Genomic DNA, 13618 nt, shown 5'->3' on the forward strand with positions numbered 1-13618 from the left:
TTATAAATGGCAAATATTGTCAGGAAACGAACGTTGTTTAGCCTGTTATGCTATCTGTTTTGCCAATCGTTTTTCGATAGCATCCATCAACATGCCAGTAATGGTGATATCTGGGAATGCCGCTTCTATTTCACGTACACAGGTTGGGCTGGTTACGTTGATTTCAGTTAAACGATCGCCAATGATATCTAACCCAACAAAAATTAATCCTTTCTCCTTTAACACTGGTGCAACTGCACGGGCAATTGCCCAATCGCTTTCTGACAATGGGCGTGCTTCTCCACGACCACCTGCCGCCAGATTACCACGGGTTTCCCCTTGAGCAGGGATACGGGCAAGACAGTAAGGTACAGGTTCACCATCAACAACCAGTACGCGTTTATCTCCATCTTTAATGGCTGGCAGAAAATTTTGTGCCATGCAATAACGATTGCCATGTTCAGTCAGCGTTTCAATAATAACGCCGACATTGGCGTCATCTTGTTTCAGACGGAAAATGGAAGCGCCTCCCATACCATCTAAAGGCTTAAAGATAACATCGCCATGTTTTTGGTGGAATTCGCGTAGTTTTTTGGCACTGCGGGTGACGAGTGTATCGGGTGTCCATTCAGGGAACCAGGCAGTAAATAGTTTTTCATTACAGTCGCGCAGGCTTTGAGGCTTATTAACGATCAGGCTGCCTTTGGCTTCAGCCCTTTCCAGAATATAGGTCGCATAGATGTACTCAGTATCAAAAGGAGGATCTTTGCGCATCAAGATAACGTGCAAAGTATCGAGAGCGATTTCTTGCTCACTGCCAAACTGATACCACTGTTGTGGATTTTCTTCTACTGTGAGCAAACGTGTGCGGGCGCGAGCCTCCCCTTGATGCAGGTAGAGATCATGCATTTCCATATAATGGATTTCCCACCCGCGTTTTTGTGCTTCCAACAGCATGGCAAAACTAGTGTCTTTCTTGATGTTGATGGATGAAATAGGATCCATCACAATACCGAGCTTGATCATTTTTTCTCCTTAACCCAGATCACCAAAACGTACTTGCAATGCGGTAATTGCGGTAAGTGCCGTCGTTTCTGTCCTCAAGACGCGAGGCCCTAACAGGATATCAGTAAATTGATATTTTGCTGTCATTTCTATTTCTTCGGCAGACAATCCCCCTTCAGGGCCAATCAGCAGACGCACTTTTTCCACAGGAAGTGGGAGGGTATTAATGCTATGGCTGGCACGGGGATGCAGATTCAATTTTAAGCTGCCATCGTTTTCTGCACACCAGGTTTCCAGTGGCATAACAGGGCGGATTTCAGGGATTCGGTTACGTCCGCACTGTTCACAGGCAGAAATGGCAATTTTTTTCCATTGTTGTAATTTCTTCTCCAGCCTTTCTATATCCAGTTTGACGCCACAACGTTCAGACAAGAGGGGTGTAATCGTATTGACACCCAATTCAACCGATTTTTGGATTGTAAATTCCATTTTTTCACCACGGGACATGACCTGCCCCAGATGTAGGTTTAATGGGGATTCATGATCAGATAATTTGCCATCAAGGATAGACACTTTAACCGTTTTTTTACTGGCTTCCGTGATGATTGCATCAAAAACCTGATTGCTGCCATCAAAGAGTTGCAACGCTTGCCCGTTACTCATTCTAAGCACGCGACCAACGTGATTGGCAGCATCGTCACTCAAATAAATTTCCACTCCTGTTGAGAGCAGTTCAGGGTGATAGATGCGGGGAATTCGCATATTCTTCTTTCCTTCTTTTTCCGGGTTCTTCCGGTATGGCGCAAACAACCATATGACAAAATTGATTCATCGTCATGATAAATGAGCGTTGTTTGCGTGATCAAGTTATCTCTTGGTTTAAGGAATACAAGATATTTCCTTGCGAGCGGGTTCGCATATTTATTTTATAATGGCTTTTTCGGCTAAATTTTTATTGCCAATATCTGGGGTGAAAAATTAATATTCATCTTGTTCTGATTGTAGTCAGGAAATAAGGAAAGAAGGCAATAACAGGGATGTTATTTATATACGCATTAAACTTCAAGTTGCAATTTACAACACGATTTCTCCCCGCGAAGCGGGGAGAGATTACACGCATCTTGAAGTGAGATGGGTATAAATGGATTTTAATTTTTCATCGGTGATAAAAGGAAGGGTGCTATTTTAATTAATGTGGATTATATAATAATTATGTTTTTCTGTAGTACCTTGTTGTTATTGGCTGTTATCGATATAAAAACATATTGCTTGCCAGATATTATTACTCTTCCTTTATTATGGTTGGGTCTTTTGGTTAATATTGATGGTAACTTGGTTTCGATAAAGAGTGCAATATACGGCGCCATATCAGGGTATCTTTTTTTATGGTTTTTGTATTGGTTGTGTCGATATACCTTAAATAAGGAAGGAATTGGTTATGGTGATCTTAAATTAACCGCAGCAATCGGTGCCTGGTTGGGTGTGGAAATGATACCAATATTGATGCTAATGGCTTCATTATTGGGGATATTTGGATTTGTAATAATTGGCATGAAAAGAAAATCTTTTCCTGAGTTTATCGCATTTGGGCCTTATTTATGTTTATCTGCGATAGTATTACTGGGGTATGGTATTGGCAGAGTATAGTATCCATTTGCAAAGTGGGGAAAATAGATAAAAAGTGGCGGAGAGAACCGGAACCTAACCTACGATACACATTCTGTACAGGCTAGATGTTAAAAGCATCTAGTTGGTTTAAGCTGCTTTTCTGCATATGCCAGACGTTGGAAGCATCTGTTAGCTTGAGCAGCGCATCCTGTGTACTTAGATGTTAAAAGCATCTAGTTGGTTTAGGCTGTTTATCCTGTATGCGCTAGACGTTAGAAGCATCTAGTTGGCTTTAAGCTGCTTGCCCTTGCATGTTCTAGATGTTGGAAGCATCTGGTTAGCTCTAGGCTGCTGGCTTATCTCTCCGCTGACTGCAAATTTAAAAAAAGTGAGATTTTTATTCAAGCTGATTTATTGGATTATGGATTATTGATCACAACTTAAGTTTATTGGTTATTTCAAATTTTAAAAAAGTGCTAAATATCACATCAATTCAAAAAGAATTGTGTTTATTTAATAAGTTTTTTCATTTTAAAATTTAATGTGTTATCGGTTTTAATATGGGATAAATATAACGTATTAAAATGGATTTTGATACTGGTTTTATTAATAATTGGTACTGGCGTTTTATTTTTTATCTGGAATTTTTTATTCATTGAAATTAAAGCGGGGGAATTAAGGTAATATTTCAAATATTGTTATACGGGCGCTACTATCCGCAACGCCCATGATGATTTTTAACTTACTGAGGCCACTTCATTTCGCCTTTTAATACCTTAGCACTGAGTTCAAGGCTGGATTCATCAGCCAAATCTGGATAGTGTTTTTTCATGGCTGCAATCAGTGCATTGGAATCTTTTGCTTTCGGTAACTCTTTTTCCAGTGTGGTCAGATAATTCTGGGTAAAAGTCACTGAGTCCAATGTCATTGATGAATTCCCTAAATAGTGGCCTGGTACAACAGTTTTAGGTTGCAGGCTCTTGATGCGATCCAATGTTTGTTGCCAATGCTGGCGTGATGCTTTGGTCTGGGTATCTGCAATCCATACATGGATATTGTCAGAAACAGTCACACCACCCACAACGGCTTTTAATTTAGGAACCCAGACAAAAGTACGATCTGCGGCTGGGCCATCTAAACCTTCAACAATCAGTTTTTCACCATCGACAGTGAAGGTGTTTCCTTCCAGTGGTTCTGGTACGACGATCTTTTTGGGAGCCTGATCTGCAAGAATTCCACCCCAATAAGCCAGCTTACCATCTTTGGTTTCATTGATCGCTTTGATGGTTTCTGGTGATGCGATAACTTTGGCATCAGGGAATGCTTCGGTGATCACATCAAGGCCAAAATAAAAATCAGGATCGGATTGGCTGATATAGATCGTTGTCAATTTTTTGCCTGTTTGCTGGATCATTTTTACCAGCTCTTGTGCATCATTTTTCTTAAATTGGGCATCAATCAGGACAACTTCATGATCACCACTGATAATTTCGGAAGAAACAGGAAAGACGCCTCTTTCACCTGGGTTGTAGATATCCAATTTTAGATCGGTTGCTTGAGCCAGTGATGCCATCCCCAAGGAGAGTGTCGCTGCCAGAGCGATGTTGAATGTTGTTTTGCGAGCCATCGTCGAATTCCTATAGCAAAAAGTTTATATGCTTGAATGGCGTGTATAATAAGTTGCATATTTCGATTTAAAAACCCCATAACTAGCAACTATTTGTTGCATAAATCGAGCTAATTAGGGCAAAAAACAGGTTGACCGAAATGGATAGGATCACCGCAACACAAGTGTTTATTGCGATTGTTGAACAGGGTAGCCTGATTGCAGCAGCGGAACGGTTGGATATGTCGAGGGCAATGGTATCGCGATATTTGGCTGAAATGGAAAAGTGGGCAGGAGTTCGCTTATTACATCGTACAACACGTAAAATTGGCCTGACTTCGGCAGGTGAGAGTGTTTATCAACGTAGCCTTAAATTAATGGAATTGACGGAAGGAATACCTGTACAGCAATCTTTGGAAACACAAACCTTGAAGGGATTGTTGCGAGTGAGTTGTTCCCAGTCATTGGGCGTTAGTGCGCTGGCAGTTGCTATTCCTGAATTTATGCGGGTATATCCGCACATTGCCGTCAATCTGCAAATGGATAATAAAGCCGTCAATTTAATAGAAGAACGCATTGATTTGGCGATCCGTATTACCAATAATTTGGAGCCAAATCTGATCGCTCGCCCATTATCGACTTGCCATTCCATTGTTTGTGCTGCGCCGTCTTATTTAGCAGGAAAATCTATTCCCAACAATCCTATGGATTTAACAGCACATAACTGCCTGAACTATAACTTTTTCGGCAAGAGTTTATGGGTATTTGAAAAACAGCATGAACACTATTCAGTCCCTGTCAGTGGTACGCTAAGTGCCAATGAATCTACTGTATTAATGGAAGCTGCTTTGCAGGGAGCTGGAATTACAATGCAGCCTTACTATTCTGTTTCTTCTTATTTGGTGTCAGGGCAATTAGTTGAGTTGCTACCTGATTACCAACCCCAGGCTATGGGGATCTATGGCATTTATACCAGCCGCCAGAATATGCCAGCGACTTTGCGTGCACTGTTAGATTTTCTGGTGGATTGGTTTGCTACATCACCCCATTGGCAGCAATTAATGTTGAAACGCTAATGCCAGTTTTTCGGCAAATAGAGCAGCCTGTTGTTTTAGATGTGTAATGAAAGCCTCTACAGGCTCTGAGGAGGGGCGATGTATGGGTTTGATTAAACTGACTGTAAATGGAATGTCGATACTGAATGGCCGAATGCAAATGGTTGTACTGTTCTCTAAATAATCCAATGCAGTGAGCGGGTTTACGATAGACAGGCCAATACCTTCGTTAATCATGGCACAAATTGAAGCTGCGCTATGGGTTTCCATTACTATCTTGCGATTGATTTGATGCTCCGTAAAGATTGTATCAATCAGTTGCCTGTAACTGTCTGTGATCGAGAGGCTGATAAATTTTTGATTGTGAAAATCTGCTGGCGTTAGTTGTGATTTTTGACTGAGCGGATGATTAATGGGTAAGACACAAACTTCATTTAAGGTGATCAACGTTTCTCGTTCAGTACCTGCCGGCGCCTGCAAATGTTCGGTTAAGCCAATATCATGACGCTGTGCTGAAAGCCATTCTTCCAAAAGGGGAGATTCTTGTGGAACGATGATCAATCTGGCTTCAGGATAGTGTTCGATAAAACTGCAACAGGCTTTTGGCAGCAGAGATTGGGAGAACATTGGCAGGCAAGCGATGGATAACTGCGCCTGTTCAAATTGTCGGATACTGTCAGCCGCATTAATTATTCTTTCCAGTCCATAATAAGAGCGTTGCACCTCTTCGAATAGACGTAATCCTTGCGCGGTGGGAAACAGACGCCCTTTGATGCGATCAAACAATTTCAGTTTCAGTAATTGTTCAAGGCGTGCAAGTTCACGGCTGACGGTGGGTTGGGAGGTTTTCAGTAGTAATGCTGCATCAGTCAGGTTGTTAGTGGTCATTACAGCATGAAAAATTTCAATATGTCGCCATGAACAGGAATGCATAGATTTGTCTCTTTGGGTGAAAAGTAGTCATTACCATATCACAAATGAATAGATTATGGCTAAATGGATATTTTTCTTCCTGCCTGATTATTGCCAATAATGAAGGATCTGCTGATTTTATGAGACGACACTGCAATGACTATATCGACTTTTACTTATGGCTCAGAGGGACATTTTACCCCTGATAATTTACTCCGTTTACCTATGCAGTATGGAACACCATTGTGGGTTTATGATGGCGATAACATCATCAAGCAAATCAAAAAATTAAAACCGTTTGATGTTATTCGGTTCGCACAGAAAGCGTGTTCCAATACCCATATTTTACGCTTGATAAGAGAGCAGGGCGTGAAAGTTGATGCAGTGTCATTGGGAGAAATCGAGCGGGCGCTCTATGCCGGTTTTCAGCCTGGTCGCGATAAATCAGAAATTGTATTCACTGCGGATGTGATCGATGAGGCAACCTTGTCGCGTGTTATTGAACTGGATATTCCGGTCAATGCCGGTTCTATTGATATGCTGGCACAGATAGGTGAACGTCAGTCTGGACATCCGGTTTGGTTACGCATTAATCCCGGATTTGGGCATGGGCATAGCCAAAAGACCAATACTGGCGGCGAAAATAGCAAACATGGGATCTGGTTTCAGGATCTTCCTCTGGCAATTGTAAAAATTCATCAATATGGTTTGAAATTAGTGGGACTGCATATGCACATTGGTTCAGGGGTGGATTATCAGCATCTTGCCAATGTCTGTAATGCTATGGTAGAGCAGGTCATGCTATGCGGGGAGGATATTCAAGCCATTTCCGCAGGCGGTGGCTTATCCATTCCTTATCAGGAGGGTGAAGAATCAGTCGATACCGAACACTATTACAGCTTGTGGCATGAGGCTCGCCAGCGTATTGAACAGCATTTGGGGCATCATGTTGAGCTGGAAATCGAACCTGGCCGTTTTCTGGTGGCGGAATCTGGGATCTTGATGGCGGAAGTACGGGCAGTTAAATCTATGGGCAATCGGCGTTATGTGCTGGTAGATGCGGGTTTCAATGACTTAATGCGTCCGGCAATGTATGGCAGTTATCACCCTATTTCTGTATTGTCGGTAAACGCGCTGCCGGAAACCACATCGTTAGAAACTATCGTCGCGGGACCGTTATGTGAATCAGGCGATGTGTTTACACAGTTGGAAGGTGGAGAGGTTGTATCACGCATGTTGCCCCCTGTTAGTGTTGGGGATTATCTAATTTTTCACCATACCGGCGCTTATGGTGCTTCTATGTCTTCAAATTATAATAGTCGCCCTTTGATCCCTGAAATTTTGTTTACTCAGGGAGAGGCGCGTTTGATCCGCCGTCGCCAGACAATCGAAGAGTTGTTATCGCTTGAGTCCATTTAAATAAAAAACGGGGCGTTGTTGCCCCGTTTCTTCTGGTCAGCATCAGGCGGCTTTATCTTGACGCTGACTTTCAGGCTTTTTTGCTGCATGGGGTACAGCAAATGCATCCGGCTCAAATTCATCGACATTGATTGAACGCAATCGGCTGATTTCGGCACGTTTCAGGATCTCTGCTTCTTCCTGAGTGATTTTGTTTTCAGCCAGAGCCTGTTCAGCTAATTTATCCAGACGGGTGAAGCTCAGTGTCTTACCTGCTTCGCGGCTCAAGCGAACATGGATTGGCTCTGCGGCGATGATATCGTGCAATGCTTCTTCCAGTAACCCGTGAGGGTTATGTTTGCTTGGTGTCAGATATTGCCCACGTCCAATCCGGCTACGAGTTGCGGAAGGAGTCTGTAATATCTGAGCCAGTTTGTGATCCAATTTATCGGATGGTGCAGTATGTACACGTCCCAATGGGAAAATAATCAATCGCATCAAACCTGCAACCAAACGATTAGGGAAATTGCGTAGCAAGTCATTCATAGCATGTTCAGCCTGATTCAGGCTATCTTCTACTGCCCATTGCACCAATGGGAAATCTTCTTTCTGGCGTCCTTCGTCTTCATAGCGTTTCAACGTGGCAGAAGCCAGGAAGATTTGACTCAGAATGTCCCCCAGACGCGCTGAAATGCGTTCACGGCGTTTCAGGCTGCCTCCCAATACGCCCATTGAAACATCAGAGAGCAGGGCAAGGTTGGCGCTTAAGCGGTTGATTTGTTGGTAGTAACGGCGAGTTGCATCATTGACTGGTGAACGGCTGGTTCTGCCTTTGGTGATACCAAGCCACAGGCTGCGCAGCGTGTTACTGGCAACATGGCCTAAGTGACCAAACAGCGCCTTGTCAAAGTGTTTCACATTGTTGCTTTCTGCGGCGGCAATTTCAGCCAGTACATAAGGATGGCAACGGATTGCACCCTGACCAAAGATGATCATGCTGCGGGTCAGGATATTCGCACCTTCAACGGTGATAGCAATGGGTGCCCCTTGATAACCGCGAGCAAGGAAGTTAGAGGGTCCAAGACAGATACCTTTGCCGCCAGCGATATCCATCGCATCAATAATGGAACGTTGGCCTCTGTGCGTACAATGGTATTTCACGATAGCAGACAGAACTGAAGGTTTTTCGCCCAACATGATACCACTGGTGATCATGGTTGCAGCCGCATCCATCACGTAAGCATTACCCGCGATACGTGCCAATGGTTCTTCGATACCTTCCATTTTACCGATAGGCAACTTGAATTGACGGCGAATATAGGAATAAGCACCGATTGCCATAGCTGCGCTTTTTAATCCCCCTGTTGCGTTGGATGGCAAGGTAATGCCACGACCAACAGACAGACATTCAACCAGCATACGCCAGCCTTGGCCTGCCATTTTAGGTCCACCAATGATGTAGTCGATAGGAACAAAAATATCTTTACCCCGCGTTGGGCCATTCTGGAATGGGATATTCAGAGGGAAATGGCGGTGACCAATTTCAACGCCCGGTGTATTGGTTGGGATTAAGGCACAGGTAATGCCCAATGATTCGGTATCACCCAGCAGATGATCAGGATCATACAGTTTAAATGCTAATCCCAGCACGGTGGCAATAGGAGCAAGGGTGATGTAACGCTTATTCCAGTTCAGGCGCATACCAAGCACTTGCTCGCCTTGCCATTCTCCCATACAGACAACACCCGTATCAGGAATAGCTCCTGCATCTGAACCGGCTTCTGGGCTGGTCAAAGCAAAGCAGGGGATCTCTTCACCACGGGCCAGACCAGGCAAATAACGTTTTTTCTGTTCGTCTGTGCCATAGTGTTGCAGCAATTCCCCCGGCCCCAGAGAGTTAGGTACGCCAACAGTAATTGCCAGAATACCCGATACACCAGCCAGTTTTTGCAATACCTGAGATTGAGCATAAGCGGAAAATTCCAGACCACCATATTCTTTCTTGATGATCATGGCAAAGAAACGATGTTCTTTCAGGTAGGCCCAAAGCTCAGGTGGTAAGTCAGCCAGTTCGTGGGTGATTTGGAAATCATTTGCCATGCGGCAGGCTTCTTCTACCGGACCATCAATAAATGCTTGTTCCTCAGCAGTTAACTGTGGCTTTGGATAGTTATGCAGTTTTTGCCAGTCAGGGTTACCACGGAATAGATCGCCTTCCCACCATGTCGTTCCTGCATCAATGGCTTCTTTCTCTGTTTTGGACATGCTTGGCATAACCCTACGGAAGGCTTTTAGGCCAGGTGCAGAGAATAAAGATATACGTACAGGTGTAAAGACAAGAGGGAACAGGACGATGACCAGTGGTAACAACAACCAATAACTCCAAAGGCCAGTTATACTCATAACGAACGTATAGGCAACAAGCAGCAAGCTGCTAAGCGTCAAGCTGACTTTGTGGTAACAAAGCCCGCCAATCAAGACTAAAAATAAGATAATGCTGAAAGCGGTCATAGTAAAACTCCTGTAAATCTCAGGTTGAGTTGTCAGAGGTCTGACCTGTTGTGATGTCCTTCTTTTTTAGATGAGGAAAACGCATTTATCAATATATTTACATCTTAATTACAATCTAGCTCACAAAGTTGTGTTGGTTTTGCAAACGATAATTCTTTCAAGATGTGATGATATCTTCTTTCAGATAGGGGAATCCGTTACACTTGTTGGCTGACATTATTAATCCCGAAGACTTTTCAGGAGTATGAGTTCCATGTATCAAGAACTGATCCGCAGTGAATTATCCGAAGCCGCAGATACGTTGGCTAACTTCCTTAATGATGATGCAAATATCGACGCCATTCAAAAAGCGGCGGTTTTGCTGGCTGATTCATTCAAGGCTGGAGGAAAAGTGCTTTCCTGTGGTAATGGTGGCTCACATTGTGATGCCATGCATTTTGCGGAAGAATTGACAGGCCGCTACCGTGAAAATCGTCCGGGATATCCGGCCATTGCGATTTCTGATCCTAGCCACTTATCTTGCGTAAGCAATGACTTTGGTTATGACTATGTATTTTCCCGTTATGTTGAAGCGGTCGGTCAGAAAGGCGATGTCCTGCTGGGTATTTCAACTTCTGGAAACTCTGGCAACATCATTAAAGCCGTTGAAGCCGCCCGTGCCAAAGGTATGAAAGTCATTACACTGACTGGCAAGGATGGTGGAAAAATGGCAGGAACAGCAGATGTTGAAATTCGAGTACCACATTTTGGTTATGCCGATCGTATTCAGGAGATCCACATTAAAGTCATTCATATCTTGATTCAATTGATTGAAAAAGAAATGGTAAAAGCCTGATTGCTTTTCGTTAGGAATCGGCGTTAGGGGTAGGCAATGTGTGAATTACTTGGCATGAGTGCCAACGTGCCAACAGATATCGTATTCAGTTTGAGTGGACTCATTCAGCGTGGCGGACATACCGGTCCACATAAGGATGGTTGGGGAGTTACTTTCTATGAGGGATTGGGATACCGGACGTTTAAAGATCACCAATCCAGTTGCTATTCACCTGTAGCTCGATTTGTACAAGGCTATCCGATCAAATCAGAAGTGATTGTCGCCCATATTCGTCAGGCAAACAGTGGTAATGTTTCCTTGGTTAATACCCATCCCTTTACCCGTGAACTGTGGGGAAGGTATTGGACTTACGCCCACAATGGCCAACTTAAAGGATACAGTAAGTTGAAAACGGGTAATTACCGGCCGGTGGGTGAGACAGACAGTGAATGGGCATTTTGCTGGATATTGCATCAACTATCGTTGAAATATCCCAAGCGACCTTCCAATTGGTCTGCGGTGTTTAAATTTATTGCTTCTCTGGCGGATCAACTGAGAAAGAAAGGTGTTTTCAATATGCTGTTGTCAGACGGGCAGTTCGTTATGGCTTACTGTTCGACGCAATTGCATTGGATTACTCGTCGTGCCCCTTTCGGCAGGGCTAAATTACTCGATCAGGATGTTGAAATCGATTTCCAGCAGCACACCCAGCCAGGGGATGTCGTATCCGTGATTGCTACCCAACCTTTAACCGAAAATGAAGTTTGGCACCGTATTGAATCAGGTGACTATGCGCTATTTCATCTTGGAGAGAGAATAATTTGATTTGCGGTTCCAAAAGGGTGATTGGTTTTCTGTTTTTACATTAATAACATATGGCCCGCCTATTACGTTAACTGTGGCAGGAATGCTATTTTGAGCAAATTACGCATATAGGCGGGCTGTTATTGTTGCCAAAACAAGCCATCGTCGTTCTTTGATGGTGCCGCTTTCATCAATTCCTGCCCGCATATCCTTTTGATTTATCGAACTCGTTGGAAAAACTCAAATTAATGGCGCGGTAATTAATTTTTGATTGAAAACCGCCCTGACGTAGAGAAAAGTGATAGAAACATTCGTCTTTATCGAATGGTTGACGGTTTAGCAGAGAAATTATTTTTATTTGCTTGAACTGTGTCACTTGATTAATCAGACAGTCAGTGGGGGAGGTGTTAGAATTACCCCGGCGAAAATTCAGAGAAACTTTGTAACGATTATCGGAGTGAATAACTTGAGACATATATTGCTCAAGGTTTTTTGTATTATTAGAGTCGCTGCATTACCTAACGGCAATACCGCAAGGTAATCTGTAGTATATGATTTAACTGATAAACTTGTGCAAATCTTATGATTAAAATTAAAAAAGGACTCGACCTCCCAATAGCAGGAGCGCCTGCCCAAGTTATAGAAGATGGTCCGGCAATTCGCCATGTTGCTTTACTCGGTGAAGAATATGTTGGAATGCGTCCTTCTATGCTGGTTAAGGAAGGTGAGCATGTCAAAAAAGGGCAAATTCTTTTTGAAGATAAGAAGAATCCAGGGGTTGTTTTCACTAGTCCCGCAAGCGGGAGAGTTGTCACTATTGGACGTGGTGAACGTCGTGTTTTGCAATCCGTTGTTATTGAAGTGAATGGCGATGAGAAAGTCACATTTGATCGCTATGAACGTGCTGAACTTACTGGCTTAAGCCGTGAACAAGTAGAGAAAAATCTGCTGGCGTCAGGATTATGGACAGCGTTGCGTACACGTCCTTTCAGCCGTACCCCTGTTCCCGGTTCCACACCAAAGGCAATCTTTATTACGGCAATGGACACCCAGCCACTGGCTGCTGATCCACTCGTCGTTATCGCAACTCAGGAAGAGGCTTTTGTTGATGGTCTGAATGTTCTGTCAAGATTGACAGAGGGGAAAATCCACGTTTGCCACGGCGCTGGAAATATTCCAACAGTGGGAAATAACGCTCAAATCACCTATAACCAGTTTTCTGGCCCCCATCCAGCGGGTTTGGCAGGTACGCATATTCATTTTATTGAACCTGTTAGTGCTCAAAAAACGGTTTGGCATCTGGGTTATCAGGATGTCATTGCTATCGGCAAATTGTTTACCACGGGTGAGCTTTATACTGATCGTGTGGTATCCCTGGCAGGGCCACAGGTTAAATCACCGCGCTTGATACGTACTCGGTTGGGGGCTGATTTGCTGGAATTGACGCAAAATCAGTTGCAAGAGGGCGAAAACCGTATTGTTTCTGGTTCCGTACTCTATGGTACAAAATCCGATGACGTTCGCCATTATCTTGGCCGCTTCCATACGTTAGTTTCTGTACTTGCTGAAGGGCGGGAAAAGGAGCTGTTTGGTTGGATTGCGCCGGGCGCGAATAAGTTCTCGATTACCCGTACCACAATCGGCCACTTCCTGAAAAAGAAACGTTTTGCTTTCTCAACCACAACAAACGGTGGAGAACGTTCTATGGTGCCCATTGGCAACTATGAGCGTGTCATGCCACTGGATATCATGGCAACTCATCTGCTGCGTGATTTGCTTGCAGGTGATACTGATAGCGCTCAGGCGCTGGGTTGTCTGGAGCTGGATGAAGAAGATTTGGCATTGTGTACCTATGTTTGTCCAGGCAAATATGAGTACGGTCCAGTACTGCGTGAAGTGCTGACTAAGATTGAGCTGGAAGGGTAA

At 43.8% G+C, this 13618-nt stretch carries 11 protein-coding genes; 6 read left to right on the forward strand and 5 right to left on the reverse strand.

Translation table 11 applies throughout. From position 1 onward, the window contains the following. Positions 1-45: 45 nt before the first annotated feature. On the reverse strand, positions 46-1005 hold the full coding sequence (gene gshB, locus WDV75_RS06525; protein ID WP_273558893.1) for a glutathione synthase: 960 nt from the start codon (positions 1003-1005) through the stop codon (positions 46-48). 9 nt (positions 1006-1014) lie between these two features. Then, entirely contained in the window at positions 1015-1746 is a 732-nt protein-coding gene (rsmE, locus tag WDV75_RS06530; protein ID WP_273558895.1) for a 16S rRNA (uracil(1498)-N(3))-methyltransferase, read from the reverse strand. A gap of 450 nt (positions 1747-2196) precedes the next feature. Between rsmE and WDV75_RS06535 the strand changes: the two genes are divergently transcribed. Then, positions 2197-2631 carry a prepilin peptidase gene (locus WDV75_RS06535; RefSeq protein WP_273558897.1) on the forward strand — a complete coding sequence of 145 codons (435 nt, stop codon included), beginning with the start codon at positions 2197-2199 and terminating at the stop codon, positions 2629-2631. A gap of 703 nt (positions 2632-3334) precedes the next feature. Here WDV75_RS06535 and WDV75_RS06540 read toward each other — a convergent pair. Further along, positions 3335-4219 carry an MBL fold metallo-hydrolase gene (locus WDV75_RS06540; protein WP_273558899.1) on the reverse strand — a complete coding sequence of 295 codons (885 nt, stop codon included), beginning with the start codon at positions 4217-4219 and terminating at the stop codon, positions 3335-3337. A gap of 140 nt (positions 4220-4359) precedes the next feature. On the opposite strand from WDV75_RS06540, the gene WDV75_RS06545 reads away from it, so the two are divergent. After that, the gene (locus tag WDV75_RS06545) at positions 4360-5274 is read left to right on the forward strand and encodes a LysR family transcriptional regulator (protein ID WP_273558901.1); all 915 of its coding nucleotides are present in this window, start codon (positions 4360-4362) and stop codon (positions 5272-5274) included. Here WDV75_RS06545 and WDV75_RS06550 read toward each other — a convergent pair. Further along, positions 5257-6186, reverse strand: a complete 930-nt coding sequence (locus tag WDV75_RS06550; protein WP_273558903.1) for a LysR family transcriptional regulator — start codon at positions 6184-6186, stop codon at positions 5257-5259. The genes WDV75_RS06545 and WDV75_RS06550 overlap by 18 nt on opposite strands. Before the next feature lie 135 nt (positions 6187-6321). On the opposite strand from WDV75_RS06550, the gene lysA reads away from it, so the two are divergent. Next, entirely contained in the window at positions 6322-7584 is a 1263-nt protein-coding gene (lysA, locus tag WDV75_RS06555) for a diaminopimelate decarboxylase (RefSeq protein ID WP_273558905.1), read from the forward strand. 42 nt (positions 7585-7626) lie between these two features. Here the strand turns inward: lysA and fadE are convergent, their stop codons facing one another. Continuing rightward, on the reverse strand, positions 7627-10074 hold the full coding sequence (gene fadE / locus WDV75_RS06560; protein ID WP_273558907.1) for an acyl-CoA dehydrogenase FadE: 2448 nt from the start codon (positions 10072-10074) through the stop codon (positions 7627-7629). A 253-nt stretch (positions 10075-10327) separates the two neighbouring features. Between fadE and lpcA the strand changes: the two genes are divergently transcribed. From lpcA to WDV75_RS06575, 3 genes are all read left to right on the forward strand, one after another. Beyond that, on the forward strand, positions 10328-10909 hold the full coding sequence (gene lpcA, locus WDV75_RS06565) for a D-sedoheptulose 7-phosphate isomerase (protein ID WP_074020173.1): 582 nt from the start codon (positions 10328-10330) through the stop codon (positions 10907-10909). A 36-nt stretch (positions 10910-10945) separates the two neighbouring features. Next, positions 10946-11713: a class II glutamine amidotransferase gene (locus tag WDV75_RS06570; protein ID WP_273558909.1), complete on the forward strand. Its 768-nt coding sequence runs from the start codon at positions 10946-10948 to the stop codon at positions 11711-11713. A gap of 561 nt (positions 11714-12274) precedes the next feature. Beyond that, complete coding sequence (locus WDV75_RS06575) at positions 12275-13618, forward strand: Na(+)-translocating NADH-quinone reductase subunit A (protein ID WP_273558913.1); 1344 nt, start codon at positions 12275-12277, stop codon at positions 13616-13618.

Origin of the sequence: Xenorhabdus griffiniae, assembly GCF_037265215.1 — a bacterium.
Classification (GTDB): Bacteria; Pseudomonadota; Gammaproteobacteria; order Enterobacterales; family Enterobacteriaceae; genus Xenorhabdus; species Xenorhabdus griffiniae.

Excerpts from the sequence above, each read along its gene's own strand:
- gshB (WP_273558893.1), bottom strand. The coding sequence starts at position 1,005 with ATGATCAAGCTCGGTATTGTGATGGATCCTATTTCATCCATCAACATC.
- lysA (WP_273558905.1), top strand. The coding sequence starts at position 6,322 with ATGACTATATCGACTTTTACTTATGGCTCAGAGGGACATTTTACCCCT.
- WDV75_RS06570 (WP_273558909.1), top strand. The coding sequence starts at position 10,946 with ATGTGTGAATTACTTGGCATGAGTGCCAACGTGCCAACAGATATCGTA.
- lpcA (WP_074020173.1), top strand. The coding sequence starts at position 10,328 with ATGTATCAAGAACTGATCCGCAGTGAATTATCCGAAGCCGCAGATACG.
- fadE (WP_273558907.1), bottom strand. The coding sequence starts at position 10,074 with ATGACCGCTTTCAGCATTATCTTATTTTTAGTCTTGATTGGCGGGCTT.
- WDV75_RS06545 (WP_273558901.1), top strand. The coding sequence starts at position 4,360 with ATGGATAGGATCACCGCAACACAAGTGTTTATTGCGATTGTTGAACAG.
- WDV75_RS06540 (WP_273558899.1), bottom strand. The coding sequence starts at position 4,219 with ATGGCTCGCAAAACAACATTCAACATCGCTCTGGCAGCGACACTCTCC.
- rsmE (WP_273558895.1), bottom strand. The coding sequence starts at position 1,746 with ATGCGAATTCCCCGCATCTATCACCCTGAACTGCTCTCAACAGGAGTG.
- WDV75_RS06575 (WP_273558913.1), top strand. The coding sequence starts at position 12,275 with ATGATTAAAATTAAAAAAGGACTCGACCTCCCAATAGCAGGAGCGCCT.
- WDV75_RS06535 (WP_273558897.1), top strand. The coding sequence starts at position 2,197 with ATGTTTTTCTGTAGTACCTTGTTGTTATTGGCTGTTATCGATATAAAA.
- WDV75_RS06550 (WP_273558903.1), bottom strand. The coding sequence starts at position 6,186 with ATGCATTCCTGTTCATGGCGACATATTGAAATTTTTCATGCTGTAATG.